Here is a 26,339-nt window from a genome sequence, read left to right as displayed (position 1 = left end):
CTACCCCCTGAATATATCCATGACTGATTCTTCATCCCATAATGGGTGGCATTCACGCGCCAGTTGCTTCATAGCCGCCTTCAAATGCGTTTTCTTGAATCGCCCCTTAAGGGCATTCAGTTTGGCTTTCACCTCACCGAAATTGGCCATGAAATGCTCGACATTCTGATGGGCATCCATAGCCTCATTCAGACGCTTTTCAAACGACAGTAAACGCCATATGTCGTTCGGATCATCCACCACACCGAAGTTGGAGCAGCCAAAACATTTTACGACAAAACCACACCCTAGCTCGGACTTATCTCTATCACTGAGAGTGCCTGCCTGATCAACGTATTTCTGGAACTTCCTCTTTTCCGGCGTGTCAGCGCCTTTGCAGAATCCTCCGTTCTGAATCTCTACCACCTGATGCTTTTTATCGTTGATTCTGAGGACTTCCCACTCCTCACGTGAGATCACATCGCCTGCGGCTTCTTTCGCCTTTGCCACCGCAACAATAGCGCCACCATCAGGGCTTTCCCCCAGGTGATGCAAGGCCGTTAAACCAACCACCAACTGGTTTCGGGCTTCACCTTTGGAGACCTTGCCGTATTTGGAATTATCATAGGTTGAAGGCGCATTGCGCGTATTATCTGCCGCCTTCGCTCTGCCCATTTTCTGTTCGGCATACTGTTTAATGGAGGATTTCAGCCGTTCACAGTTCAGCCGAAAATCTGGGTTGCTGCTGATTAACGACTGAAGGCGCGTTGAGTGTTTAACCAGGTAGCTCTGAGTGTAAATAGCAAGGTTTTGTGCAGAAGGCGCTTTGCCGCCTGCTCTTCGAAACAGGTAATGCCTATCCAGACCCAAACTGGCGGAGTGTGCCTTTGAGAGCGCAAGATGAGATGCAAAGAACCCCTTACAGGTTGCTCGCGGTGTGAACGTACGAAGCTCAACCTGGTTCCCGCGTGTCTTAAATCCCTCAATGCTGATACGTCCCGTTCCGGACTGTTGGCAAACCCACTCATCTTCCAAAAACATGCTTAATGTTTCAGTCTGACCGGTGCCAAGATAGTAGATGGTAAGAAACACCGCATTGTACGTCAGCTTGTCAAAGGCTAATCGTCTTTGAGCCTCACTTAGCCTGTCATCCTGGTAACGAGCCAACAATATTTTTCGGTCTGCCAGTAACGCAAAGGCAATGGTGCGTAGCTCTTTGACTGTGTAATTATCAGAGTCCAGTGAGGCTGACCGGGTATCGAGGTTTCTGGCTGCTTTGGGGATTTGTCCGAAGCCAAACTTTTTGCAAAGAGCATTCAGATTTGAGCCCATCCAACCAAGATATGTGGCCTTCACAGGTTTGCCGCTCAGTCCTTTTCCTGTGCTTGCCATGGACAAATAGTTAGCATGAATAAACTGAGTGCAGGTTTGCGGCGAGAACTGTACTTTGGCTTTTTGCTGACCGCTTTGTGTATTAAACGCGTGTTTCAGCACTGCCCGGATTCTTTTAAAATGACCAGCCTTTGTTGCGTCTCGCCAGCCCGACTGCTGGAATTTGGAGATCAACAAGCGAATATTGTCACCTGCGGCATACACCTTAAGATCGGAAAAATCACAGGTCTGATTGCCTCCACTACTGTTTTTCCAAACATATTTCCATTTAGTAATGGTGGTCAAAGTATTATCCGTGACCATTTCAGTTGTCGGGGTGGAGCGGTAGGTGCGTGTATTTTCCTTCTGTTGTGTGTCCAGAAAATCCGTCATGATAACGCTTCCCCTTCCAGCAGATTCATGGTTATTTCTGGAACTTGATTCTTCTCCGGATTGCCCTCGTAGTGCTTCAGGTACAGCATGGTGGTATCCAGATCCTTATGGCCCATTTCTTTTTTTAGAGTTTCCAGGGCTTGCAGCATGGACAGCTCTGGTATCTGGGCTAGCGAATCAAGTTTATAGGCTCCAAAGGTGGCCCGGCAGTCATGCTGTTTATGTTTGAAATGGGGATTACTGTTCTTCTGGATGGCCGTTCTTAATTTCCCCCAGAGCGTATTGAGGCTTTGAGTTGAAAACCTGTCGCCGTCCTTATTGATGAAAGCAGGGGTTGCCATGTCGCCCGTATTCATGAAATACAACCGCTGCCGTTTCTTGTACCGCTGACTCTGATGGTATCGATTAATCGACTGCATCAACCAAACGGGCATGGAGACCTGCCGGTTAGTGCCGTACTTGGTTTTACAGTTGTGGTCAGAGCCAATCCAAACACCTGTCACTGTCTTCCCGTTAAATCCTTTTGGGATTGCAAAATGCTCGGGCTTGATATCTGCAACTTCTACCGCTCTCAGGCCCACGCAAAGCATGACACTGACCATCAGGCGAAACTCCATAGACAATCCATTACTGCACCAGTTGTCTCTGACATGCTGAAGATCGATGTCGTTTAAGGGTTGCAGGTTGGTATCCCTTGTTTGACTCCTGATTGAGCAGTCCGTCAGCGTTTGACCGTATTTGGTAACACCCGTCACTTTAAAAGGTAGCTTTGAAATGTAGCCATGCCGGTAACAGAACATGTAAAACCGTCTTGCGATAGACAGGGCTGCCACAGCAGTAGTGCGACTCAGCTTGCCCCTTTCAATCTCACTGTCCAGATAGACGCGGTAAAGAAATATTGGATAGCGTTGAAGTTGCTCCTCGTGATCGTCCCATTTGAGATGGTTGGCATCCAGAAACCGGTAGTACCTCAACAGGTGAAAGCATGTCGGCTTAATATCCTTGGTGCCCTCAACGATACGGCGATTCAGGATAAACGCATTCGGCTCAAACACAGGCTTACCTTTGCTGGTAAGCAGCATCATCACACCTTTGAATGTCAGCGGTTTTTCAATGCGGAAAGAGCCATCGTCGTCAGTTACCACGTCACCAATTCTGATCGATGGGCTTGACTCTACGAGGTGGTAGAAATGCTCCATGACGAAGTTGCATCCTTGATTCTTATTATCTAAGTAATAGTACGGATGTTAATCTAATTTCGTCAAGGGGGAGTGAAGATGAGTGTTAATCTAAAAATACTATAGGAGGGGTTAGGTGACTGCAAAAAAACCCCTGCACCAAAGTTACAGAGGTTATTTTGCTGATCATCCACCTGAGCCTGCTTTTGAGTGCAGCCTCATTCGCTTCTGCCTGCGGATTTTGAACGACGGGAACAGGCAACAATGTCGTTCAGACTGCATAGCAACTGCGTCAGGCAACCAGGCATGTTGCGCTGCGCATCGAAGCGAGGGACGTATATTATGGAAATCAAACCTATACGTACATTAACTTATTCTGTATGCGTATTCTCTATTTTTGAATCAGAATGCTTTATGTTCAGGGATTCTCTGTTCAAATAGTTCACAGAATGATGGAATTAGTTATATCCTTGCCGCCATTCTACCCTTTAAAAAAGCAGTAACTCCTTATGATACCAACGGACTCCCTTGAGATCGTCAGGGCTGTCGCCCATTTCAGAAACTTCACCGCAGCAGCCAAACATCTGCATAAGGTGCCTTCTGCCATCAGTTATACGGTTCGTAAACTGGAAGAGCGTCTCGACGTTCAGCTGTTTCTGCGAGACAGCAAGCGGGTAGAACTGACGCCAGCCGGTGAACACTTTATCAAACACACGGACCGCCTGCTGCTGGAGCTGGAAGAGCTGGAGCAGAGCACCCGTCAAATGGCAACCGGCTGGGAACAGGAGCTACGTATAGCTCTGGACAACGTGGTCAATCAGGGCATGGTTTATGATCTGGTCAGAGATTTTCAGGAAGTACGCCCGGAAACCAACCTGATTATTAACACTGAAGTACACAATGGTTCCTGGGATGCCCTGTTCCATAACCGCTGCCAACTGGTACTGGGCGCACCTAAAAACATACCGGACAACATTCTTGCCAATGACCGTTTTCAATGGAAACCCATGGGCGACCTGAGCTGGGACTTTGTTGTTTCCCCCGATCATCCTCTGGCGAAGATTGACGAATCTCTGACCCAGGACATTATCCGCGAACACACCACCATTTCCATTCAGGATACTTCCCGGGTGTTCCAACACGGCTATAACCTTTTGCTGGATGACCAGCAGGTATTGACGGTTCCGAGCTTCCGCATGGCGATTGAGTGTCTGATTAAGGGACTGGGTTCAACCATTCTGCCATCGCACTTTGCCAAACCTCATATCGACGCCGGACAACTGGTGAGCTGTGATGTAGTGGATATTCCCATGAACGACAGCTGTTATATGGCCTGGAACAAGGAAAACATGGGCAACGGCTTGCGCTGGGTGCTGGAATGGCTGGGCGAAGAAGAGTGGCTGAACAAAATCTGGCTGCAGCATGACAACAATAAACCTACAGGTTATCACGTACCCTGAAGGGTTCAGGCAGTGGCTGAAGATCCTGTTTCAGCCACTGTCTGTGTTGCTACCTCAAAAAGTAACGGTAATCACTACGTTAGAGGCATTCAGGTCGGAACGATGGGGGCGATACAACTTTATAGTGTTCGCCTATGTAGGTAGGGGACAAAACCTGAAGCAACTCAAAAAACAATCTTTCCTGCCGGGTAAAATCATTTTTGAGAGAACGACGTAAAAGATCCAAACCATATCTGAAAAGGCACTTTTCCGGTCTCCAATGACTGAGCAGTGGAAGTTGGTTGTAAGGGCCGTGTTTCCAGTGACCAACCCGAAGGCACCACAACACCGCTATCGCCATCACTGCCATGAGTTTTTTCAGTTTCTCCGGGTCTGTAATGTGTGTACTTTCCAGATCAAATCCATGAGATTTGAGATTGGCGAAAAGCACTTCAATACTCCAGCGGCGATAATAGTCTTTGACCATGTTGTCTGGTTGATTGGGGCTGACCACAATAAGCAGTCCCTTAAGTGATCGATGAGCGCCAATGTGCAAGCTTAACCCTGCAACTGTTCGCCGAGTCATCCAGGTTTCCTGGCACCCTATACGAAGGTGGCTGAATAATTGCCAGGCTTTGATCTGCTTCCCGCTATTGCCAATAACAGGCGTATTTCCCTTAATGCGAAGACGAAAGCGAATATTGTTGTCCATCAGCCATTGGAACCACTTAATGCCAATGAACTCACGATCTGCCAGAAGGCATTCAATCTTGTCGGCTGGAATAACCTCCAGGCAACGTATCATAAGATCTATTCGCTCTTGGCTATTGCTGTTGCTTTTCTTTGGCAGAAGCTCCCAGAATATAGGGATTGAGCAGCCCTCCCATGCGATGGAAAGCACCAGAAAGTTGATGTCTTTCTGGCCGTGCTGCCAGTTGGTTCTGTCCAGGCAGAGCGTGTAAGTTTGCATTGGTAACCAATGAAGTAGCAGCTTCGCAATCGACTGATAACAGAATGTATGCAAGGTAAGAAAGCGCTTCAACCTGCGATAACTGGATTGAGGTTCTGCTGCTGACCAGCTATTCCCGCTGAATATACGTCTTAAGACGTATATTCAGCGGGAATAGCTGGTGTGAAAGAGAGGACAGCAAGCAGTATCACCGTTACGAAGGGAAAAAGCTCAATGAGGTATTATCTTCCTTTCCCAAAGACAAGTGCATGGATCTTGATGTGGAGTGGCCTCAGCTAAGTCAGCGAACCTTTCGCCTTGTTGTGCGCTGGAATGGCCAGAGAGAGTGTTGGGTATTTATTGTCACCAATTTAAGCAGAGATAATTTCAGTTTGGAGCAAGTCTTCTTGGGCTATCGCCTGAGATGGCAGATTGAACTGATATTCAAGGAAGTTAAATCATACGCAGGCTGGCACCGGTTCAATACTAAATTTGCCACTCTGGTTATCAGTCTGGTATTACTGTCGTTTATTTTAGCAACACTGAAGCGATATTTGGCTCATGCAACGGAAGCCGATATGGATGCTGAAATATCGACCCATAAAGTGGCGAAATGTGGCACTCATCTTTTTGGAAATGTCATGAAATCGCTAATGAAAAAAAGCCGGTGCTTGTCTCGTGACCTGAAAAACCTGATTTCATTCTGGGAGAAGAGCGCAAAGCGTGAACACCCGGCCAGAGATAGGCAAACCGGGCGTTCTGTATTAGAGTTGGTCTCAGGCGGTGCTGCTTAATGTCGTCCCTATGTAATATTGCTAAACGACAAGGCCTTGAAAATATAGAGCAATTCTTCAACACATTTCGCCCCGATGCCAAAAGCAATTCTCTCAAAAGAATAATTCAGAGTGGGGAATGGCGTTTGTTCAGAAAAAACTTAATGACAAACTATAACGCAAACCAGAAACTGCTGGATCTTTTCGCACCTGATCTGAACACCAGCAAAGAAGCAGACACGCTCATCAATAAATGAAGGCTGAGCGCATCAGAGCCACCAGCCTTCATAAGTCTTTACTGCATCCACTTATCTTCCAGCTGATCAAAAAATCCCTGCGTCTCTTTCATTTCAATCCAGTGATTGATGTAGTTGATCCAGACCTGATCATCCTGAGGCAACATAATGGAGAGTTGTTTGGCCTTACGGGGCTTGCTGACCGGCACAATGGCAAGGTTAGGATATTTCGCCACCAGCTTTCTGGCTTCCAGATTGGAAGTCACTGCCACTTCGGAACGACCAGACAGTAACTCCTGAAAGTCTCTGGCAGGCGCTTCAACGGTGCGAATGGTTGCATCGGGAAAGTATTCTCTGGCTTCCTGTTCAAACACCGTACCCAGAGTCACTGCTACCCGGACACCGGATTGATTGATGTCACTCCAATGCCGGTATTTATCCAAATACTTTTTTTGCGTAACCGGCACAGTCCCCACAGAAAAGTAACTGTCTGAAAAGCCAGCGACTGTCGCACGCTTCATATTTTTAGAAGCACTGGTGGTCATATCGTATTTATTGGCCTTAAGACCATTAACCAGCGTTTTCCAGTCAGCAGGAACCAGCTTAAGCTCTACGCCCATATCCTTTGCCAGCTCTCTGGCCAGATCAATATCAAAGCCCTGATACTGGTTTGTTGCCGGATTTCTTACCGTCATCGGATCCCAGTCACCGGTGGTTCCCACCCGTAACTCACCACTCTTGAGAATGGACTGGAGCTTGGAGCTGGCATGGGTCATCCCCGTCCACAGTGCTGATGTCAGAACCAGAAAAGCAGAAAATGCTGCCAGTCGAGATGTCTTTTTTCCCTTGAACATATAAAGCGTTTCTCTTGTTATTCATTTCGCTTCAAGGGGAACACCCTAACGTAAAACAGCAATAAAGTCTGCGTCTGTATGTCAGGTTCGGCTTTCACACACAAAACCGTTATGCTTAACCACCATAAAAACTCTAATAAACGGCTGGAGTAGTCTTTTGAAGCCAGTAGCCTTTCGGTTCAAAGCAAGCATAACTCTTCTGACCATTCTGCTGAACGGTTGCAGCAGTGATTACGAGTGGGGCTGGCATGTCCTGTCCCCGCAAACGGAGACGGGAAGGATCAATCTTGGCTTCCTGATGGATGGATTTCTTTTCACCCTTGGTATCAGCCTGATGGCGTTTGTGCTTGCCATGCTGGTCGGGCTGTTGATTGCACTGCCGGGACTTTCGACTCTGAAAGGTTTGCGGTTAATTAACCGCTTCTATGTTGAAACTCTGCGTTCTATTCCGGTTCTGGTGATGATTCTGTGGATCTACTATGGGCTGCCCATTGTAACGGGCATTGAGTTACCTGCCTTTGCGGCAGCTGTGGTGGCCCTTGCTCTGTGTGAAAGTGCCTTTCATGCCGAAATTTTCCGGGGCGGAATACAGGCCGTCAACCCGGGGCAGTTTGAAGCAGCTGATAGTCTTGGGCTGTCGTATGTCAGAAAAATGCAGCTGATCGTTCTGCCTCAGGCTATTCGCAACATGCTGCCACCTTTGGCAAACCAGTTCGTCTATATGCTGAAAATGTCTTCTCTGGCATCAGTCATCGGTGTTCAGGAGCTAACCCGACGTGCCAATGAGCTTCAGGTTTCGGAATATCGAGCCATGGAAATCTATTCGTTTCTGGTGCTGGAGTATCTGCTGCTGGTATTACTTTTCTCGTTTCTTGCCAGAAAGCTGGAAAGACGTATGCAGAAATCCAGCTGAAGACGGCAGGCAGAACACAATATCTGCCTCGATCATCGCTGCTTTAGGAAGGGTGGGGCCAGTAACGTAAATGCACTTCACTGCACAATTCTTCAGCCACTGGACCAATCAACTCTACAGACTGATGGCAGGTCGAAAAGACTTCCTGCCCGGAAATACCAATGCCCGGCCCGGCGATCTGACTTAACACTTCAGCACTGCCACCATAAACCACTTTTCGAATACCTGCCCAGTAAATAGCTCCGGCACACATGGCGCAAGGCTCAGTGCTGGTATAAAGCGTGCATTCGCGCAAAATGTCCGGAGCCAACTGATGGCTGGCATGGCTGACCAGATTCAGCTCCGCATGCCGGGTCGCATCATTTTCAGAAATGATGGTATTTTCTGCCTCTAACAACACCTTGCCATTATGCACCAGCAAGGCTCCAAAAGGGTGATTGCCTGACTCCATTGCGCGGTTTGCCAGCTCGACAGTTCGGGAAATATAGCGGCTGTGCTCACTCATAAGGTTCTACTCAGTCAATTGCAAAACGTGAATCGATCCTGATTGAGTTTAGCCCTGATTTTCAGACACTCTGGCTGGCAGTTCCACTTTCTTTGGCTTCAACGCAATCGTATTGCCCACCGCTATAAAGGCAACGCCGGACAAAGCTGTCAAACTCCACTCATAACCTTCCACCAGCGAAGACAGGCAAAGAGCGACCACCGGAAAAACCACATCTATAAAAGCAGCCCGATCCGCACCGATTTTGCGAATCAGCACAATGTAAGATGACAGGGCACCGACTGAGCCAAAGACGGCAAGATAAATCAGCGAGCAGATATACTCTGAAGAAACACTGAATTCCGGCTTAATGCCCTGAGCCAGTGCAATGAGCGCCACGGTCAGAGAACCATACAGCATGTTCAGCGTAATGGATGGCAACATCGGCAGGTTATCTTCTTCGTTGCGTTCGCAGGCAACACAGCCAATCGACAGTACCAGAGAGGCTATAAGTGCTTGCACTATACCTTTGCCGGAAGCATCAAATACCGATTGAACAGTCAGCTCAGGTAGCATCACCAGTAACACTCCAAAACTGCCCAGAACACCACCTGTCACCACTTTTGCCTCAACGGGCTTCGCCAGCCATAAACGCCGGATGATGACATTGAAGTACAAGACACTGGTGCTCAACACGGCCGTCAGCCCGCTGCTGATGTATCGTTCACTCTCATACACCAGCCAGTATGATATGCCACACAGGCAAGCCCCCTGAAAGAACAGACGTAAATGCTGGGCCATGCTGAAACGTGGAAAGCCGGTTCGCAGGCAGCAGTAAGACGCCAGCAAAACGGACGCCAGAAGAAAGCGGTAAAACACCGACCATAGACTGCTAACCCCTAACTGAAAGGTAATGGCAAACCAGGTTGACCCCCAGATCAGGGAACAAAGTGAAAACAACAAAACAGGATTCATGGTCCGATCTCAAATATTACCCGGGATCTGACTCCTCCCAAGGTAGATTGACTGAAGTCTTAAAGACTCCCTGCCGTAGAGAAAGTTCCATAAAGAAAAAAATCTTTATCTGCCTGAACGGTCAGATATCAAGGTGACGTTTTTGGCCATCCATACCAAAAAGCCATGTCTGTTTTAGCGGTGATATTAATGTGATTTAACACTTGTTTACCTGATAGCGGCTACTACACTTTTGCTGCAATTTATATCGGGTTTCAGCACTCTATCAACATGAAAGATAAATCACTTTTATTTAAAGCGGCATTCACTCTCATACTGGGCTCAATGCAGGCATTTGCCAAACCAACATCGCCTGTGCCTACGCCTAGCACTCCCACATAGGGACGACATTAAGCGAAAGGCCTTGGCAAATAAGGCCTGCAGATAGGCTCACAGGTGACAAGTCTTGCAAGGGCTTTCGCTCAGGTCGCATTATATGGCTCAACAGCAAAGTTCATGTTTATCCCAGTCATAGCTGTAGGCCTTGATTACCAAAGGATTGCTCTTAATGTCGTCCCTATGAGCACTCCCATACAAACTACAGTTGCCTTGCAGGCATTAACGACGAAGTTAGACTACTATCAAGAAAAAGTCAGAGATGAAAATTATAATACATTCCGAATCATGACATGCGGTGAAAATCACCTGCATCACCGATCTGATTTAAGCACCAGACTACTACGATATACTTTTGATTCAAGAGCATCTTCAGGCTCTGATGACAGCGACTACAACCAGACTGCATTTTTAATGAACTACCAGGGAGCAAGCTCCGGGGTATCAAGTTAGCTCTTGAGTAGTTCGCAGCAAGCTGCGGGGAATTAGACCCAAGGCTTCGCATTAAATTTTCATCAGCCCCAGATATACGTTTTCCAAAACCAGAATATCCAAACTTCAGAAAGGACATTCGTTATCCTAAGGCAGTGAGCTTTATCCCTGATCCGAATGCAGACTCACAAAACGCCCCATTAACAGCAGCCGAGACTGAAGTTTTGGAAATCATCCTGCTTCCACCCAGAGTTTCAAAGAACAAACCCGTCGATAAACTCCATATCACACAAGTACGACCCTGATTTCAGAGTCACTGGCTTCTGCCTGATGGCAGAAACTCTGAGTCCTGTCAGTGCAGTGAAGGGGTCACCTCTGACTGATGTGCCGTTGGCCCCGTCTCTCCCTGAAAAATCACCTGCAGTTCATGACATTCGTTTAAAAGCCACTTCTTAGCTTCCACGGTCATATCCAGAAAATCGTAAAACTGGTCGTAGGTGACACCTTTGGTGGTAATCAGGGCATCACTGGACACCAACAGTGCGCCGCCGTTATCCATGATTTCCATAAACAGTTTCATGGTGGGCAACGAAGCATTAAACCGCCCCAGCTCTGCATTCAGCTTCATGACCGAAGACAGCTTCAAATCCATTTCCGTACTGAACAAAATGCCATAAGGTTCGATAAACAGGCGACTGTCCAGAATACCATCCAGCTGCTGCAAAGCCGAAATATGCAGGCCATCGCATTTGTCACACATCCAGAACTCATAACCGGCCTGTCTCAGCCAGGCTTCAATCTGTGCGACGTCCGGTATTAAAAGTTCATGCATGCAACAGCGTCCTGTAAATGGGGTAAATCAGAAGGCGCAGACCATACCTGATTTTACCGGCTCAGGCGATAGCAAAAATAACCGTCCCAGATATCACGCTCTTCTAAACAGCTGGCTTTTTAATCATCTTTTTTGAACGTAAAATCGCCCGGTTTGATCTGAATTCTGTTAGACTGCGCGCCCAGATTATGTAAAAAGGCTTTGCTATGCGTTTTCTGGATCAAGTCCGTGCTGCTGTTCGCAAAAACAACTCCCTCGTTTGCGTTGGCCTCGACCCTCTGCCTGAAAAATTCCCGGCTCATATTCAAGAGCTGAACCAGTCTATTTTCGAGTTCAACAAGTACATCATTGATGCCACGCACGATCTGGTCTGTGCCTACAAGCCTCAGGTGGCCCATTACCATGCCCGCGGAGCTGAAGACCAACTGCAGATGACCATTGAATACATCAAGGATAACTATCCCGATATTCCGGTCATTCTTGACTCTAAACGGGGCGATATCGGCAGTACTGCCGATCAGTACGCCACTGAAGCCTTTGAGCGCTATGGTGCCGACGCCGTCACCATTAACCCTTATATGGGTATTGATACCGTAGAGCCATTTACCCGCTACGAAGAGAAAGGCACCATTTTGCTGTGCCGCACTTCCAACCCGGGTGCAGGTGCTATTCAAAACCTGAAGGTAGGCGACCAGTTCCTTTACGAAGTGATCGCTGAAACCGCCATGAAAGACTGGAACCACCATAACAACATCATGCTGGTTGTCGGGGCTACTAACCCGGATGAATTGAAGCGTATCCGGGCAATCACCGGTGATATGACCTTCCTGGTGCCAGGTCTTGGCGCCCAGGGCGGTGACGTGGAAGCGACGGTTAAAAGCGGCCTGAACAGTCAGGGCGAAGGTATTATTGTTAACTCTTCCCGCGGCATTATTTACGCTGGTAATGATGAGAACTTCGCAGAAGCGGCTCGGGCAGCAGCCATTGAGCTGCGTGATCAGGTAAACCAGTACCGATAACAATTCGCTACAGTCCGGAACTCTGCCGGTTTCGGGCTGTCTGCTACGATGTACCTCAATTTGGTGAAGATACGGAATTCGGATTATGCGTCGATTACAAAGCCTTTTTGACAAAAACAAACAGTGGTCAGCTTCCGTCCGCCAGAAAGAACCGGACTTTTTTGAAAAGCTTTCACAACAGCAGGCTCCCGAGTACCTGTGGATTGGTTGTTCTGACAGCCGAGTTCCTGCTAACCAGATCACCGACCTGCTGCCCGGCGACCTGTTTGTGCATCGCAATGTTGCAAACCAGGTGATTCACAGCGATCTGAACTGTCTGTCTGTTATTCAGTACGCAGTGGACTATCTGAACGTCAAGCACATTATTGTCTGTGGCCACTATGGCTGTGGCGGTGTTGTTGAAGCCACCAAGAACAGCAAGCTGGGCATGATCGACAACTGGTTACGTCACGTTCAGGATGTTAAGCACAAGCACAAGAAAGCGCTGGATCGCATTGCCAGTGACGAGAGTCTGTTCAACCGCATGTGTGAACTGAATGTTCTGGAGCAGGTCGTGAATGTGTGCCAGACCACCGTTGTTCGGGATGCCTGGGATCGCGGACAGGAACTCGCAGTACACAGCTGGATTTACGGCCTTAATGATGGTTTGCTCAGGGATCTCGGTATGTGCGTGACAGCCCCAGAGGAACTGGAATCACTGTACAGTGAATCTGTTGCTTCTATTGTTGATAAAATCGACTGTTGATAAAATCGACGCTGACAGTTAATAAGCGTTGCACTCCCCCATAAACGGCTGTGCCATAAACGTTATCGCACAGCCAGCCTTTACCTCTTCATCCTTTAGCCGTTTTTTTGGTTTATCCCTGCTTAACTTGCTACTCTGTATCCTCAGCAGCTCGTTGCTCAGTTGACTGAAAGCCAATAAAAAAAGAGGAACACAGCCCATGGAGACTGAAAAATATCCTGCCTTGATGCGTCTCATGCACTGGCTCATGGCCATTACCATTCTGGGTCTGATTGGAAGTGGCTGGTTCATGGCAAGTCTGGATCCTGAAGTCGCAACCTACAAATACGATATCTACTTCTGGCACAAATCGTTTGGCGTATTGGCTATGCTGCTGATTGTTGCACGCATCGCCATTCGTCTTTCAAGCAAACATCCAGGCATTACTGAAAGCCTGCCTTCATTCGATAAAGCACTGGCAAAGCTTGCTCATCTGTCTTTGTACCTGTTAATGATCGCAGTACCCGTCAGCGGTATGCTTATGTCAGAATTTGGCGGCAAGCCCATTCCTTTCTTTGGATTGCTAACCCTGCCTGAAGTGATTGAAAACAATAAAGAGATGGCCGGCACTCTGCACAGCATTCACATTTTTATCCCTTACGTATTGCTGGGGATTATTGCTCTGCACGTTCTCGGGGTACTCAAGCATCGCTTTATGGATTCCCCTGAGCACGATTCTTTGAAGAAGATGCTTTAGCCAAGCGCAGCCGGATCATACTCCGGCTGATTAAAAAGAATGCTCTGATAGCAATAAGCCGGAGAAATCTCCGGCTTATTTAACCCTAAAAGTAATCACTAACTTACTTTTTGCCACTGAGATCCACGACCTTTGCCTATTGGCTCCAGCCGCCCCTGTTCACGCAACCCCTGAATCACTTTCTTCACCAGTTCACGACTGACAGTAGGAATCTGCAGGCAGATATCCGCCACAGAGAACGGCTCTTCCCGCTCTTCAATGGCCACCGTAATTAACTGCGATTTTGGTGCCCGGCTGCTTTGCCCCTGCAATGCTTCAACACGCACTTCCAGCTCATCATAAGCCTGGATCAATGCATCAAGAAAGAAGTTGATCCATGGCATAGGGTTATGCGTGCCTTCATGCCAGCCTTTAACGCTACGCTGCAGTGCATCAAAATAAGCTTCCTGATTGCGGGCAAAAATGCGTTCCATACTGATGAATCGTCCAGCCTGATAGCCATTCAGAGACAGCATAATCAGTGCCAGCAAACGGGCAATACGGCCATTGCCATCGCTGAAAGGATGGATACAGAGAAAGTCCAATACGGCACAGCTGACTACCAGCAATGGTTCAACCGTTCGATCCAGAGCACCGTGATACAACTCAACCGTCTTCTGCATAGCGGCAGCAGTCTCTGCCGCTGGAACCGTGCGGTAAAGTACACCTTTTCTGGTACCCGAAGCATCACGCTCGACAATGTCTTTATTGGTCGCTTTCCAGCGTCCGCCTTCATGGGGCAGATAACTGTAAAGCAAGGCATGTAACTGACTGATCAGACTTACAGAAAGATTGGTGTGCTCTGCCGGGTCAACCACCAAATCCAGCACATCATGGTAACCGGCTACCTGACGCTCGACAGGGGTACGCGGGCGAATTTCCTGTAACACCAGTTTGCGAATAATCTCCCGTGGCGCGAGAATATTATCCAGACTGTTGCCGTATTCCACCGACTCCAGTGTTGCCACCTGACGCAATGTATCAAGCACTTCGGGCTGTTGACGAATCACCAGCGGCTGACGCCCGAGAAACTCTCCAAGCCTGCGAAAACGAGCCAGCTGGGAAGCCGTAAAGCGGTATTCAGATAAACGTTCCAGAGTATTCATACATCGAACTCAGTAGCACTCTTTGTGCATAACGGACTGTGCATAACGGATAATATGAGCATAACGGATAATTATCGTTTAACGATCTTAAAAAATAGATCAGAAACTCAATAATAACCAATAAATTCAATAAGCTCCAGAACAAGAATAGAAAACAGCGAAATTGTGTATTAAAAAGGTAATTTAGTTTCTATGGTGTTTTCGTGTGTAAATATTCAACCACGTTTTGAGCCCAGCCAAAGCGCACCACCAGATCAGAAAAACGTTTATCCAGCGATGCCTTTAACAACAGTTTTTTGCCACTGACAGGGTGTCTGACCTCCATTTCAACACAGGCCAGCAGCAGCCGGTCTGCACCAAAGTGCGTTGCAAAGTAACGGTTATGATTGCCTTTACCGTGTTTTGCATCCCCTATAATCGGGTGGGCAATGTGCTTCATGTGACGACGAATCTGATGCTTGCGCCCGGTTCGGGGCCGGCATTCAACCAATGAGTAACGACTTTGTGGATAACGATCGATCGCCACGGGTATTTCAACCGTCGCCAGACGAGTGAATTCGGTGATGGCTTCCTGAGCCGGTTTGTCTGTACGCGCTTTACGATCCGTCATTTTATCCAGCTCTTCTTTCAGGGCATGTTCAACCGTGCCGTACTCCGGCGCATAACCACGCACAACCGTAAGATATTTCTTACTCACACGGTTTGATTCAAACTGCTGTCCCATCTGTCTGGCTATTTCGGAAGACAGGGCAAACAGTAAAACACCGGATGTCGGTTTATCCAGCCGATGCAATGGGTAAACCCGTTGCCCGATCTGATTCCTGACTTCCTGCAGGGCAAAACGGGTTTCATGCCGATCAATCATGGATCGGTGCACCAGCAACCCGGAAGGCTTATTCACAGCAACCAGTTCATCATCCTGATAAAGGATTTCCAGAGGTTCATAGGTTTTTTCAGATACTGCCTTTGTTACGCCTTCATTCATCATTGCCGGACATTCGTTACTCATTCAAAGGGGCGCACGTTACGTATTTGCGACCCGATCAGCAAGCGAATCTCTGATAAACTTGGCGATTTATCAGCAACAGCAATTTGTCATGTCAACGTTATACACCGTTTGCAAAGCCTCCGGCACAGAGGCTGAGAAGGTCGGAACCATGGCTTTCAGCATGGAATCAGAGCTCTGGGAAGGCAACACCGGAGGGCTGGATAAGCAGGCATTTATCAACGCTGCCGAAACACTGCTTTCCGGATCAGGCTTCTGGGCACTGTTGGCTAAGGATCACACCGGTGAAACCGTGGGAGTAATGACGCTCAGCGAGTGTGCAGCGCTTTATGCGGGCGGCCATTTCGGTGAAATTATGGAAATGTACATTGAACCGGAGCATCGTTCTGCCGGAGTGGGCGCAATGCTGATTGATGCGGCCAGAGACTTCGCTAAAAGCAAAGGCTGGCCGTTTCTGGAAGTCGGTTCCCCTGAGCAACCCAAGTGGGCAAGAACCCTGTCATTCTACAAACGACAGGGGTTCAGGGAGATAGGACCAAGACTGGAACTGGCTCTTTGGTGACGTCCTAATGACTTTCTTTCTAATAACTTTTTAATAGCCAGGAACGAAACCGCCCTGACTGCCCAATCCGGGGAACGCCTGACCAATGTTCAGCGTTCTCCTTCCGCGCAAACCCTCTTCAGACTGAACCTGAATAAGCAGCTGAATGTTCTGTACGGAATAGAAAAAGCGTACTGAGCCATCTTCGCCGATCATTTGATCGGCTACCTTCCGGTCATTCACGGTTTTAACCACAACGCGACCAGCCATGACTTTAGAACCATCCGGATAGTAACTTTCCACTTTGACATCACCCGACGGAGAAGCACTGACAACAATGGACAAAGGAAATTTTGCCTGCTGCTTTTCCAGCATCTGACAACCCGCCATAAGAAACAGTAACGACAGAACCGTAATCCGTTTCAGCATTCTATACACCTTCTTATACCAAGTCGTTTAATTTTCGGAGACTCACATGACTTCAAGGTCAGCCAGATCGGCACGCATCAGGTCTTCTCTGCCCAGATCGAAACCCGCTACCGCTATATGCACCTGAAACCAGCGACGCAGCTGCTCCGCATTGCGCTCCTTCGGCCAGCGTGCAGTGTCTTCTTCCCATGCCGACAGCTCATTCTCCATCATATCGCGGGCGTGCTGATCAATAATGATGTTCAGGTCTTCCTCGGTATCCTGTTCATCCAGAAGATAAGCGCCCCCTTCCAGAGACCAGTCTTCAGGCAAATCAGCGCCAAGTGACTTAGCCCAGTCGATAAAGGGTTGGGCTGGTTTGAGGTTAACGACACAACGGTTTACAAACTTCACAATGAAATTCCTTGGGACTAAAACAGCAAATTAACTGCCCCAAGGTTAACGTCTGAAGCATACGCAGGCCAATTTAAAATCAGGCTGTCGATTCTGTGCTGTTTCCGAGTTCAGCAGGGTAGTCTTCTTCTTGTTCTCTGCCTTCCATTGCTTGCCGGTAATGTCCACTGCCTTTCCAGAAAAAGAACGCTCCCAACACCACTGTCACCAGACTCCAGGCCAGAGCGTAACGAATTGACTCTGCGCCATAAGTATCAACGAAAGCATCACTCAATACACCAATCAGGAAAGGGCCAAACCCCATACCCAGAAGGTTAAAAGCAAGCAGTAATAACGCTGAAGCCTGCGCCCGACATTCAGGAGGGGTCAGGTTCTGTGCCGCCGCATAAGTTGGTCCAACCCAGAAACCTGCCAACAGGGTGGAACACATCATAAACAGGATGGCCACCGGAACATTTTTACCCAGAATGGCTACGGTGTCGGTTTCCGGCCAGAGAATAAAACCCATCAGGAAAGGCAACGACAACAGAATACTGATAGCCGGAAACCTCAACTGCCACACAGGGTTTCTGGCAGCCATCCGGTCACAGATGTAGCCACCCAATACGGCACCGATGCCTCCACAAAAAGCTCCGACAAGGCCTAGGTATAACCCTGCTTCTACAATGCTGATGCCGTGTATACGAATCAGAAAACTGGGCGCCCAGGCACCAAGACCAAAAGCCGAAATAGCCGTTACACCAATGGCCAGACTGATATAGCTGAAGGTTGGCATTTTATAAAGCTGCTTCACGGTTCCCCAGAGTGAGTCTTTTGCATCAGGCTGAGGTTTGATGTCACGAACCGGCTCTCGAACGGTAAAATATAAGATGGGTGCCAGCAACAATCCCGGCAAACCAAATACAACGAATACCACACGCCAGCCATAAGCATCGGCAATCATGGCTCCACCAAACAAACCGACCAGAACACCGACATGGGGAGCCGCAGAGTAAATACCCAGCGCCAGTGAACGTTTTTCCTGTGGAAAATAATCCGACAACAATGACTGTGAAGGCGGAGTACCGCCAGCTTTGCCCACTCCGACACCAATTCTGAGCAGGGCCATCTGCCAGAAATTAGCCGCCATACCACATAAAGCCGTAATAGCACTCCAGAGAGTAATAGAGATCGTCAGCACATTACGTCTTGACCATTTATCTGCCAAACGGGCAACCGGCACACCCAGCGATGCATAGAAAATGGCAAACGCAAAACCCGACAACAATCCCATCTGGGTATCAGAAGCACCAAACTCATTCTTGATAGGCTCAATGAGAATGGTCATAACCTGACGATCAACGAAGTTGAAAACATAGGCGATAAACAACACTGCCAGTACATAGTAGCGGTAAGGGTTAGAGTATGAATTCTGCGACATATTATTCTCTTTATTAGTGTCACGGGCTGAATTAGTCTATCGTCAACCTGTCCTTTCTCCATTACATAAACAGATTATATAAGACAGCCTGAAACGTTATTTCTTGACTTGTTAGACAGAATTCATCTAGCATTTTCCATCGTCGTATATTGCGACATGTAGAGGCGCATCGCCTATCAGTAACTCAGTCGAGGTAGACAGCCAATGACGTTGAGTGAAAGGATTCGATGCCGAAGTGCACTGGGCGTCATCCCATTGTGCTGGGGTTGTATTAAACAGGTACAACACTGCCATAGTAACTCCGCCAGGAAGGCAGACATTGAAATTTACTATGGAGCGCTACTGAAGGATGGTATACAACTATTTGCGTGTATACCCCAGTCAGGTTTTAACCTGTCCTGCGGCAGCAGCCTCCATCGTACAAAAAACTAAAGAAGTATTCGATGGCTCTTGATACTTATATAAACTACGCTGATTCAGCGCTTTCTCTGCTACCGCCAGTGTTGGCGATTACATTGGCCATAGTGACACGTAAGGTGTTGCTTTCTCTGGGCCTTGGTATTCTGAGCGGTATTCTTCTGTTATCTGATTTCTCCCTCAGCGCCACGGTGTCTGACACCTTCAGCCGTGTCACCGCACTGGTCTGGTCCGATGGCGCACTGGAAACCTGGAACCTTTACACCATTGGCTTTCTGCTAACTGTGGGTGTCTTGATGGCTCTGGTGTCTGTTTCGGGTGGCACCCGGGCGTTTGGTCACTGGGCACGAAAGCGAATTCAAAATGGTCGTGATGCCAAGCTGGTAACCATCATGCTGGGCGCAGTGATCTTTATCGACGATTACTTCAATGCTCTGCTGGTCGGCAATGTTGCCCGCCCTGTCACTGATCAGTACGGCGTTTCCCGTGAAAAGCTGGCTTACTGCATTGATTCCACATCTGCGCCTGTGTGTGTGGTATCCCCGATTTCCACTTGGGGTGCGTACATCATCTCTCTGCTGGTAGGCATTATTGCTATTCACGGATTGGACGGTAGCAGCGCGCTCAGCGTATTCGTTCAGATGATTCCAATGAACTTTTATGCCATCTTTGCCTTACTGCTGCTGTTGTGTGTAGTCGTCTTTAATCTGGATATCGGACCAATGGCTGCTGCAGAACAACGGGCAGCACAGGGGCAACTCTGGAACCCGGGCAAAGGTCTGCCTGCCGGCGAAGAAGTTGGTCTGCCAGAATTGGAAAATGGTCGGGTTGCGAACCTGATTGCACCATTAACAATGTTGATTGCGCTGGTTGTCGGCCTGATGCTTTATTCTGGTGGTGACGCACTGGCCGCTGATGGTCAAAGCTTCTCGTTGATTGGTGCACTGGAAAATGCTGCGGGCTCCTGGTCCATGTTTGCAGCTGGACTGACGACAGCTATCGTATCCACCATCTGGTTTGCTGCTCAGGGCGTTACCGGTTCTGATCTGCTGCTGGCGATTCGCACCGGCATAAAGTCCATGATGCCTGCCGTTTATATTCTATTGATGGCCTGGACTATTGCCGGTGTTATCTCTGACATGGGAACGGGTAGCTATCTGGCAAGTCTGGCTGAAGGCAACCTGCCAGTTGCTGTTGTACCTGCTCTGATTTTTGTACTGAGTGCCTTTGCTGCTCTGTCAACCGGTACCAGCTACGGCACCTTTGCCATTATGCTGCCCATTGCGGCAAACCTTGCAGGCGCTCTGGACGCCAGCCTGATGCTGCCAAGTATGGCTGCCGTATTGGCCGGAGGTGTATTCGGTGATCATTGTTCACCGATCTCTGATACTACAATCTTGTCGTCTACAGGTTCTGGCTGCCACCACATCGATCACGTGGCAACCCAGCTGCCCTACGCTGTGATTGCCGCTGTGATTGCCATCGCCAGTTACCTGGCACTGGGTGTGACAGGTTCTATTATTGCCGGATTACTGTGCGGACTGGTGCTTCTGGCATTGACCGTTGCCGTACTGACTCGTCGGAGCACAAGTCAGCAGCCACAGTCGGCTTGATGTCGCCTTTCTCAAGTTAAGATGGCCGGGCTCTTTAGCCCGGCTTTTAATACTCTCTCAGACATACTGCCCGGCACAATGTCCGGACGCCCAGGCCCACTGAAAATTAAAACCACCCAGATGGCCTGTCACATCCAACACTTCACCGATAAAAAACAGATTTGACTGAAGCCGGCTTTCAAAGGTTTTGGAAGAGACTTTATCGGTTGATACTCCACCTAAGGTCACTTCGGCTTTTTTATACCCTTCGGTGCCACTCGGGATTAGTTCCCACTCTTCCAAAGCCTCTGCCAGCTGTTCCAGTTCAGCGTGACTGTAGTGATTCATTGTCTTATGACCACTTTCAGTCATCAGTCGCAGCTTCCCATGCTGACATAAAGCCTGAGCCAGTCGTTTAGTCATATGTTGAGAAATAATAGTGTAGGTTGCAGCCCTAGGTCGTTGTTCCTGTGATTCCTTTAACCAGTCATAAATAGCCATACCCGGTAACCAGTTTATTGAAACCTTGTCGCCTTCATTCCAGTAAGAAGACACTTGAAGAATAGCTGGCCCGCTGACGCCACGATGGGTAATCAACAGATTTTCACGGAAAGACTGTCCATTACAACTGGCAATCACTTCAGCACTGACACCGGACAGTTCAGCAAAGTGATCCAGCCATTTTTTTGGCATGGTGAAAGGCACGAGGGCAGGGCGCACAGGAATCAGCTCATGTCCAAACCGTTCAGCCACTTCATAGCCAAAGCCGGTTGCTCCCATGGTGGGAAAAGAAAGACCGCCTGTTGCTATGACCAGTGACTGGCAGACAAATTCGCTCAGTGTCGTATTTAATTGGTAAACAGGTGCTTCGCCATGCTGTTGGCATTTAATCTGTTCAATTTTGGTTTTCGTGCGAATAGTCACACCAGCATCGCGGCACTCGCTGACCAGTAAATCAACAATCTGCTGTGAGCGATCATCACAAAATAACTGGCCCAGAGTCTTTTCATGCCAGGCAACCTGGTACTTATCCACAAGTGCCTGAAAATCCCACTGCGTGTAACGGGAGAGGGCGGATTTACAGAAATGTGCATTTCCGGAAAGGTAATTGGCAGGCTCTGTGTACATATTGGTAAAGTTACAACGCCCACCGCCAGAGATAATGATCTTCTTGCCAATCTTGTTGGCATGATCCAGAACCAGCACATTTCGGCCTCGTTTGCCTGCCGTCAGGGCGCACATCAAACCGGACGCACCCGCGCCAATAATGATGACATCGTATTCAGACAACAGAGCTTTTGATTGAGGCATATCGTTTTACATTCCGCTTACAGCTAAGGCTGCGGACTATATACAACAAGCTGTTAGAAACCAAGGAGCATAAACCCTTGCCAGCCGCCGGTTTTCCAAGCCATTGAACGTTCAGGGTGTTTTGGGAAAAACATCATCCAAAACAAAATATTCCAGTGTTTTTCCTTTGGAAAGAGACACTTCCAGCATTTTGCTGGCAACCTGTTTACCCGTAATCGGTCGATATTTACGCAGAAAAGTCAGTTTACATAAAACCGGCATGATGTAAGCTGCAATGCCTTCTCCGGTTCTTGTTTCTTTACGTTTACCCGTCAGAAGAGAAGGTTGAAAAATACTGACTCGTTTAAAGGGGAGTTGTTTAACCTGTTCTTCCAACTCGCCTTTCATTTTCATGTATGCAGCGGAACTCTTGGCATTTGCGCCACTGGAACTGACCAGCAAATAGTGTGAAACATTATTTTTAGCAGCTAGTTGTGCAATCTGCAACTGATAGTCGTAATCTATGCGTCGTTGAGCTGCAATGGAACCTGCCTGTTTTCTGGTTGTTCCAAGACAAGAAAACAGCATATCACCTTTGATCAAATCTGCGTGTTGATCCAACTGTTCAAAATTGATGATGTGATTCTGATGTTTATCTGACTCTATATCTAGAGACCTTCGGGTCACGGTTACCACCTTGTCAAAGCCATCACTTCGAATCAGCTGTTTAACCAGCTCTTCTCCCACCAAACCTGTTGCACCAACAACAACTGCTGTTTTTGCCATGACTACCTCTTATTGTTTCAAGATGGCGTAATTTATATGACAGAACAAATCTATAATACAAATTTGCTGAGTAAAAATGAGAGGATTTACAGATAATGACCCCTTTGGAAATGGCGAACCTTTACTTCCAACTATCGAATGAAAGTAACTTTGGGGAAATCAAAAAACTGTTTGATGACAGCTCTACATTCAGATCAGGAACAGGTGAACTCTTTTTGGGTGTTGATAACATCATGCCTATGCAAAAGACTTATCATGGACAATTTACAGCTCTTGAATGGACAGTAAATAATGTCTCTGAAATCAAACCCGGAATCATTCATTTTGAGTTTAATTTTAAGGGTAAAGCTAAGACGGGCGAAGTAATCGAGTACTCAGGCTTGGAAGATGTGGTTATTTTTAATGGGAAAATCCAACACATTCAAGTTCAGCGTTTGTAAAAACGTTAAATTAGAGAGTTCATAGTGTTTCACCCACCTTAATAAATCAATTAAGCGTTAGCTACTTTCTATATTCTGCTTCTTTTTCCGCACACAGCAAAAAGCCCGACAGATTTCTCTATCGGGCTTCTCTAATTAGTGCCTGGCGATGACCTACTCTCACATGGGGAATCCCCACACTACCATCGGCGATGCATCGTTTCACTTCCGAGTTCGGGATGGGATCGGGTGGTTCCAACGCTCTATGGTCACCAGGCAAAACTGGTTGAAGTTAGCTGTTCAGCTAGCTTCCGGAATCCAAAATCTGACCTCCAAGGATGGAGGAAATGCTGAACAACGTCTGGAACGTTGTCAGTAAAATAAGCTTTGTTCTTGCTCTTACACTCTCTAGTGCATGGCACCAAATCGCTTTGGCGTTATATGGTCAAGCCTCTCGAGTCATTAGTACTGGTTAGCTCAACGCCTCACAACGCTTACACACCCAGCCTATCAACGTCGTAGTCTTCAACGTCTCTTATGTGACCTCTAGGGCCAAGGGAAGTCTCATCTTGAAGGGGGCTTCCCGCTTAGATGCTTTCAGCGGTTATCCCGTCCGAACTTAGCTACCGGGCAATGCGTCTGGCGACACAACCCGAACACCAGTGGTTCGTCCACTCCGGTCCTCTCGTACTAGGAGCAGCTCTCCTCAAACTTCCAACGTCCACGGCAGATAGGGACCGAACTGTCTCACGACGTTCTAAACCCAGCTCGCGTACCACTTTAAATGGCGAACAGCCATACCCTTGGGACCGGCTTCAGCCCCAGGATGTGATGAGCCGACATCGAGGTGCCAAACACCGCCGTCGATGTGAACTCTTGGGCGGTATCAGCCTGTTATCCCCGGAGTACCTTTTATCCGTTGAGCGATGGCCCTTCCATTCAGAACCACCGGATCACTAAGACCTACTTTCGTACCTGCTCGACCTGTACGTCTCGCAGTCAAGCTGGCTTGTGCCTTTACACTAACCGCACGATGTCCGACCGTGCTTAGCCAACCTTCGTGCTCCTCCGTTACTCTTTGGGAGGAGACCGCCCCAGTCAAACTACCCACCACACAATGTCCCCGATCCCGATAAGGGACCTGGGTTAGAACCTCAATATTGCCAGGGTGGTATTTCAAGGATGGCTCCATGCAGACTGGCGTCCACACTTCAAAGCCTCCCACCTATCCTACACAAGCAACATCAAGATCCACTGTGAAGCTGTAGTAAAGGTTCACGGGGTCTTTCCGTCTAGCCGCGGATACACTGCATCTTAACAGCGATTTCAATTTCACTGAGTCTTGGGTGGAGACAGCGTGGCCATCGTTACGCCATTCGTGCAGGTCGGAACTTACCCGACAAGGAATTTCGCTACCTTAGGACCGTTATAGTTACGGCCGCCGTTTACCGGGGCTTCGATCAAGAGCTTCGATTCTCTTAAAAGAGAGTCTAACCCCATCAATTAACCTTCCGGCACCGGGCAGGCGTCACACCGTATACGTCCACTTACGTGTTAGCACAGTGCTGTGTTTTTAATAAACAGTCGCAGCCACCTGGTATCTTCGACCAGCCGGTGCTTACGGGGCAAGCCCTTCACACCAGCCGGCGCACCTTCTCCCGAAGTTACGGTGCCATTTTGCCTAGTTCCTTCACCCAAGTTCTCTCAAGCGCCTTGGTATTCTCTACCTGACCACCTGTGTCGGTTTGGGGTACGGTCCCTTTTGACCTGAAGCTTAGAAGTTTTTCCTGGAAGCATGGCATCAACCACTTCCCAGCCGTAGCTGGTTCGTCATCAGTTCTCGGCATTCTCTATTAAAGAGGGACCCGGATTTACCTAAGACCCTTGCCTACAACCTTAAACACGGATAACCATCACCGTGCTGGCCTAGCCTTCTCCGTCACTCCGTCGCAGTCAAAAGGGGTACAGGAATATTAACCTGTTTCCCATCGATTACGTCTTTCGACCTCACCTTAGGGGCCGACTCACCCTGCGCCGATTAGCGTTGCGCAGGAACCCTTGGTCTTCCGGCGGGGGAGGATCTCACTCCCCTTATCGTTACTCATGTCAGCATTCGCACTTGTGATACGTCCAGCATGCCTCCCGGCACACCTTCAACCGCTTACACAACGCTCCTCTACCGCTCAACAGTAAACTGTTGAACCCGTAGCTTCGGTGAATAGTTTGAGCCCCGTTACATCTTCCGCGCGAGCCGACTCGACCAGTGAGCTATTACGCTTTCTTTAAAGGGTGGCTGCTTCTAAGCCAACCTCCTGGCTGTCTGGGCCTTCTCACATCGTTTCCCACTTAACTATTACTTTGGGACCTTAGCTGACGGTCTGGGTTGTTTCCCTTTCCACGACGGACGTTAGCACCCGCCGTGTGTCTCCCTTGATTGCACTCATCGGTATTCGGAGTTTGCATGGGGTTGGTAAGTCGGGATGACCCCCTAGCCCAAACAGTGCTCTACCCCCGATGGTGATACAAGAGGCGCTACCTAAATAGCTTTCGAGGAGAACCAGCTATCTCCGGGCTTGATTAGCCTTTCACTCCTATCCACAAGTCATCCCCTGGCTTTTCAACGACAGTGGGTTCGGTCCTCCAATCAGTGTTACCTGATCTTCAACCTGCTCATGGATAGATCGCCCGGTTTCGGGTCTATTCCCAGCGACTTGTTACTCTAAAAAGAGCGGCGCCCTGTTAAGACTCGCTTTCGCTACGGCTACCCTATTCGGTTAACCTTGCCACTGAAAATAAGTCGCTGACCCATTATACAAAAGGTACGCAGTCACCCATCGCTCAATAAAGAGCAAGTAGGCTCCCACTGCTTGTACGTACACGGTTTCAGGTTCTATTTCACTCCCCTCAACGGGGTTCTTTTCGCCTTTCCCTCACGGTACTGGTTCACTATCGGTCAGTCAGTAGTATTTAGCCTTGGAGGATGGTCCCCCCATGTTCAGACAACATTTCACGTGTGCCGTCCTACTCGATTTCACAATAAAGGTGTTTTCGTGTACGGGGCTATCACCCACTATGGCCACACTTTCCAGAGTGTTCCACTAACACCAAAATTGCTTAAGGGCTGGTCCCCGTTCGCTCGCCGCTACTAGGGGAATCTCGGTTGATTTCTTTTCCTCCGGGTACTTAGATGTTTCAGTTCCCCGGGTTCGCCTCCTAAA

23 protein-coding genes, 2 rRNA genes and 1 riboswitch (1 of these 26 running past the window's edge) are annotated in these 26,339 nt (G+C 48.4%); of the genes, 9 read left to right on the top strand and 16 right to left on the bottom strand.

Going from position 1 to position 26,339, the window contains the following annotated elements:
• Together EZMO1_RS01010 and EZMO1_RS01005 are read right to left on the bottom strand one after the other, a co-directional pair.
• The gene (locus EZMO1_RS01010) at positions 1-1,743 is read right to left on the bottom strand and encodes a hypothetical protein (RefSeq protein WP_034879156.1); all 1,743 of its coding nucleotides are present in this window, start codon (positions 1,741-1,743) and stop codon (positions 1-3) included.
• The gene (locus EZMO1_RS01005) at positions 1,740-2,942 is read right to left on the bottom strand and encodes a tyrosine-type recombinase/integrase (protein WP_034879154.1); all 1,203 of its coding nucleotides are present in this window, start codon (positions 2,940-2,942) and stop codon (positions 1,740-1,742) included. Before EZMO1_RS01005 ends, EZMO1_RS01010 begins: the two co-directional genes overlap by 4 nt.
• Positions 2,943-3,430: 488 nt before the next feature.
• On the opposite strand from EZMO1_RS01005, the gene EZMO1_RS01000 reads away from it, so the two are divergent.
• Positions 3,431-4,381, top strand: coding sequence for a LysR substrate-binding domain-containing protein (locus tag EZMO1_RS01000; protein ID WP_051790616.1), 951 nt, complete (start codon positions 3,431-3,433; stop codon positions 4,379-4,381).
• Positions 4,382-4,460: 79 nt separating this feature from the next.
• Here EZMO1_RS01000 and EZMO1_RS00995 read toward each other — a convergent pair whose 3' ends face one another.
• On the bottom strand, positions 4,461-5,384 hold the full coding sequence (locus EZMO1_RS00995) for an IS4 family transposase (RefSeq protein WP_236632086.1): 924 nt from the start codon (positions 5,382-5,384) through the stop codon (positions 4,461-4,463).
• 194 nt (positions 5,385-5,578) lie between these two features.
• Between EZMO1_RS00995 and EZMO1_RS00990 the strand changes: the two genes are divergently transcribed.
• Entirely contained in the window at positions 5,579-6,103 is a 525-nt protein-coding gene (locus tag EZMO1_RS00990; protein WP_034879152.1) for a transposase, read from the top strand.
• Positions 6,104-6,377: 274 nt separating this feature from the next.
• Here EZMO1_RS00990 and EZMO1_RS00980 read toward each other — a convergent pair whose 3' ends face one another.
• Positions 6,378-7,172 carry a transporter substrate-binding domain-containing protein gene (locus tag EZMO1_RS00980; protein ID WP_086936369.1) on the bottom strand — a complete coding sequence of 265 codons (795 nt, stop codon included), beginning with the start codon at positions 7,170-7,172 and terminating at the stop codon, positions 6,378-6,380.
• A 157-nt stretch (positions 7,173-7,329) separates the two neighbouring features.
• On the opposite strand from EZMO1_RS00980, the gene EZMO1_RS00975 reads away from it, so the two are divergent.
• Positions 7,330-8,085, top strand: a complete 756-nt coding sequence (locus EZMO1_RS00975; RefSeq protein WP_051790613.1) for an amino acid ABC transporter permease — start codon at positions 7,330-7,332, stop codon at positions 8,083-8,085.
• Positions 8,086-8,128: 43 nt separating this feature from the next.
• Here EZMO1_RS00975 and EZMO1_RS00970 read toward each other — a convergent pair whose 3' ends face one another.
• From EZMO1_RS00970 to EZMO1_RS00955, 3 genes are all read right to left on the bottom strand, one after another.
• Entirely contained in the window at positions 8,129-8,590 is a 462-nt protein-coding gene (locus EZMO1_RS00970) for a nucleoside deaminase (protein ID WP_034879150.1), read from the bottom strand.
• Between the two features lie 48 nt (positions 8,591-8,638).
• Positions 8,639-9,544: a DMT family transporter gene (locus EZMO1_RS00965; protein WP_051790612.1), complete on the bottom strand. Its 906-nt coding sequence runs from the start codon at positions 9,542-9,544 to the stop codon at positions 8,639-8,641.
• Between the two features lie 1,159 nt (positions 9,545-10,703).
• A complete protein-coding gene (locus EZMO1_RS00955; protein ID WP_051790609.1) occupies positions 10,704-11,183 on the bottom strand; it encodes a YbjN domain-containing protein in 480 nt (159 codons plus the stop codon).
• Between the two features lie 206 nt (positions 11,184-11,389).
• Between EZMO1_RS00955 and pyrF the strand changes: the two genes are divergently transcribed.
• The 3 genes from pyrF to EZMO1_RS00935 all read left to right on the top strand — a co-directional run bounded on the left by pyrF (position 11,390) and on the right by EZMO1_RS00935 (position 13,683).
• The gene (gene pyrF, locus EZMO1_RS00950) at positions 11,390-12,202 is read left to right on the top strand and encodes an orotidine-5'-phosphate decarboxylase (protein ID WP_034879148.1); all 813 of its coding nucleotides are present in this window, start codon (positions 11,390-11,392) and stop codon (positions 12,200-12,202) included.
• A gap of 85 nt (positions 12,203-12,287) precedes the next feature.
• Complete coding sequence (gene can / locus EZMO1_RS00945) at positions 12,288-12,947, top strand: carbonate dehydratase (protein WP_034879146.1); 660 nt, start codon at positions 12,288-12,290, stop codon at positions 12,945-12,947.
• Positions 12,948-13,146: 199 nt separating this feature from the next.
• Complete coding sequence (locus tag EZMO1_RS00935; protein WP_034879144.1) at positions 13,147-13,683, top strand: cytochrome b; 537 nt, start codon at positions 13,147-13,149, stop codon at positions 13,681-13,683.
• Between the two features lie 98 nt (positions 13,684-13,781).
• Here the strand turns inward: EZMO1_RS00935 and EZMO1_RS00930 are convergent, their stop codons facing one another.
• Positions 13,782-14,828: a Fic family protein gene (locus EZMO1_RS00930; RefSeq protein WP_034879142.1), complete on the bottom strand. Its 1,047-nt coding sequence runs from the start codon at positions 14,826-14,828 to the stop codon at positions 13,782-13,784.
• A 190-nt stretch (positions 14,829-15,018) separates the two neighbouring features.
• Complete coding sequence (truC, locus tag EZMO1_RS00925) at positions 15,019-15,837, bottom strand: tRNA pseudouridine(65) synthase TruC (RefSeq protein ID WP_236632085.1); 819 nt, start codon at positions 15,835-15,837, stop codon at positions 15,019-15,021.
• Between the two features lie 58 nt (positions 15,838-15,895).
• Here truC and EZMO1_RS00920 point away from each other — a divergent pair, with 58 nt between their 5' ends.
• The gene (locus tag EZMO1_RS00920) at positions 15,896-16,396 is read left to right on the top strand and encodes a GNAT family N-acetyltransferase (RefSeq protein ID WP_222842170.1); all 501 of its coding nucleotides are present in this window, start codon (positions 15,896-15,898) and stop codon (positions 16,394-16,396) included.
• A gap of 30 nt (positions 16,397-16,426) precedes the next feature.
• Here EZMO1_RS00920 and EZMO1_RS00915 read toward each other — a convergent pair whose 3' ends face one another.
• From EZMO1_RS00915 to EZMO1_RS00905, 3 genes are all read right to left on the bottom strand, one after another.
• Positions 16,427-16,804 (bottom strand): hypothetical protein, encoded by a 378-nt coding sequence (locus EZMO1_RS00915; RefSeq protein ID WP_034879139.1) that lies wholly within the window; start codon positions 16,802-16,804, stop codon positions 16,427-16,429.
• A gap of 42 nt (positions 16,805-16,846) precedes the next feature.
• Positions 16,847-17,197 carry a hypothetical protein gene (locus tag EZMO1_RS00910; protein ID WP_051790607.1) on the bottom strand — a complete coding sequence of 117 codons (351 nt, stop codon included), beginning with the start codon at positions 17,195-17,197 and terminating at the stop codon, positions 16,847-16,849.
• A gap of 79 nt (positions 17,198-17,276) precedes the next feature.
• Positions 17,277-18,617, bottom strand: a complete 1,341-nt coding sequence (locus EZMO1_RS00905) for a spinster family MFS transporter (RefSeq protein ID WP_051790605.1) — start codon at positions 18,615-18,617, stop codon at positions 17,277-17,279.
• Between the two features lie 151 nt (positions 18,618-18,768).
• Positions 18,769-18,967, top strand: a riboswitch (Lysine riboswitch).
• 93 nt (positions 18,968-19,060) lie between these two features.
• Here EZMO1_RS00905 and EZMO1_RS00900 point away from each other — a divergent pair.
• Entirely contained in the window at positions 19,061-20,647 is a 1,587-nt protein-coding gene (locus EZMO1_RS00900; protein WP_034879138.1) for a Na+/H+ antiporter NhaC family protein, read from the top strand.
• 57 nt (positions 20,648-20,704) lie between these two features.
• On the opposite strand, the gene EZMO1_RS00895 is transcribed toward EZMO1_RS00900, so the two are convergent.
• Positions 20,705-21,937 carry a BaiN/RdsA family NAD(P)/FAD-dependent oxidoreductase gene (locus tag EZMO1_RS00895; protein ID WP_034879137.1) on the bottom strand — a complete coding sequence of 411 codons (1,233 nt, stop codon included), beginning with the start codon at positions 21,935-21,937 and terminating at the stop codon, positions 20,705-20,707.
• Between the two features lie 111 nt (positions 21,938-22,048).
• Positions 22,049-22,702, bottom strand: coding sequence for an NAD(P)H-binding protein (locus EZMO1_RS00890; RefSeq protein WP_034879134.1), 654 nt, complete (start codon positions 22,700-22,702; stop codon positions 22,049-22,051).
• A gap of 95 nt (positions 22,703-22,797) precedes the next feature.
• On the opposite strand from EZMO1_RS00890, the gene EZMO1_RS00885 reads away from it, so the two are divergent.
• Positions 22,798-23,142, top strand: coding sequence for a hypothetical protein (locus EZMO1_RS00885; protein WP_034879133.1), 345 nt, complete (start codon positions 22,798-22,800; stop codon positions 23,140-23,142).
• Positions 23,143-23,282: 140 nt separating this feature from the next.
• Here the strand turns inward: EZMO1_RS00885 and rrf are convergent.
• Together rrf and EZMO1_RS00875 are read right to left on the bottom strand one after the other, a co-directional pair.
• A 5S ribosomal RNA gene (gene rrf, locus EZMO1_RS00880) occupies positions 23,283-23,398 on the bottom strand.
• 164 nt (positions 23,399-23,562) lie between these two features.
• Positions 23,563-26,339: ribosomal RNA gene (locus tag EZMO1_RS00875) — 23S ribosomal RNA — on the bottom strand (it continues 169 nt past the right edge of the window).

Origin of the sequence: Endozoicomonas montiporae CL-33, assembly GCF_001583435.1 — a bacterium.
Taxonomy (GTDB): Bacteria; Pseudomonadota; Gammaproteobacteria; order Pseudomonadales; family Endozoicomonadaceae; genus Endozoicomonas_A; species Endozoicomonas_A montiporae.
This window is presented reverse-complemented; position numbering and strand designations above follow the sequence as displayed.

Bases quoted from the DNA above. Each gene is read 5' to 3' on its own strand.
- EZMO1_RS00915 (WP_034879139.1), bottom strand. From the start codon at position 16,804: ATGCTGAAACGGATTACGGTTCTGTCGTTACTGTTTCTTATGGCGGGT.
- EZMO1_RS00895 (WP_034879137.1), bottom strand. From the start codon at position 21,937: ATGCCTCAATCAAAAGCTCTGTTGTCTGAATACGATGTCATCATTATT.
- EZMO1_RS00905 (WP_051790605.1), bottom strand. From the start codon at position 18,617: ATGTCGCAGAATTCATACTCTAACCCTTACCGCTACTATGTACTGGCA.
- EZMO1_RS00900 (WP_034879138.1), top strand. From the start codon at position 19,061: ATGGCTCTTGATACTTATATAAACTACGCTGATTCAGCGCTTTCTCTG.
- EZMO1_RS00890 (WP_034879134.1), bottom strand. From the start codon at position 22,702: ATGGCAAAAACAGCAGTTGTTGTTGGTGCAACAGGTTTGGTGGGAGAA.
- EZMO1_RS01000 (WP_051790616.1), top strand. From the start codon at position 3,431: ATGATACCAACGGACTCCCTTGAGATCGTCAGGGCTGTCGCCCATTTC.
- EZMO1_RS00970 (WP_034879150.1), bottom strand. From the start codon at position 8,590: ATGAGTGAGCACAGCCGCTATATTTCCCGAACTGTCGAGCTGGCAAAC.
- EZMO1_RS00990 (WP_034879152.1), top strand. From the start codon at position 5,579: ATGGATCTTGATGTGGAGTGGCCTCAGCTAAGTCAGCGAACCTTTCGC.
- EZMO1_RS00930 (WP_034879142.1), bottom strand. From the start codon at position 14,828: ATGAATACTCTGGAACGTTTATCTGAATACCGCTTTACGGCTTCCCAG.
- EZMO1_RS01010 (WP_034879156.1), bottom strand. From the start codon at position 1,743: ATGACGGATTTTCTGGACACACAACAGAAGGAAAATACACGCACCTAC.
- EZMO1_RS00955 (WP_051790609.1), bottom strand. From the start codon at position 11,183: ATGCATGAACTTTTAATACCGGACGTCGCACAGATTGAAGCCTGGCTG.
- EZMO1_RS00885 (WP_034879133.1), top strand. From the start codon at position 22,798: ATGACCCCTTTGGAAATGGCGAACCTTTACTTCCAACTATCGAATGAA.
- EZMO1_RS00965 (WP_051790612.1), bottom strand. From the start codon at position 9,544: ATGAATCCTGTTTTGTTGTTTTCACTTTGTTCCCTGATCTGGGGGTCA.
- EZMO1_RS01005 (WP_034879154.1), bottom strand. From the start codon at position 2,942: ATGGAGCATTTCTACCACCTCGTAGAGTCAAGCCCATCGATCAGAATT.
- EZMO1_RS00980 (WP_086936369.1), bottom strand. From the start codon at position 7,172: ATGTTCAAGGGAAAAAAGACATCTCGACTGGCAGCATTTTCTGCTTTT.
- truC (WP_236632085.1), bottom strand. From the start codon at position 15,837: ATGAGTAACGAATGTCCGGCAATGATGAATGAAGGCGTAACAAAGGCA.
- can (WP_034879146.1), top strand. From the start codon at position 12,288: ATGCGTCGATTACAAAGCCTTTTTGACAAAAACAAACAGTGGTCAGCT.
- pyrF (WP_034879148.1), top strand. From the start codon at position 11,390: ATGCGTTTTCTGGATCAAGTCCGTGCTGCTGTTCGCAAAAACAACTCC.
- EZMO1_RS00935 (WP_034879144.1), top strand. From the start codon at position 13,147: ATGGAGACTGAAAAATATCCTGCCTTGATGCGTCTCATGCACTGGCTC.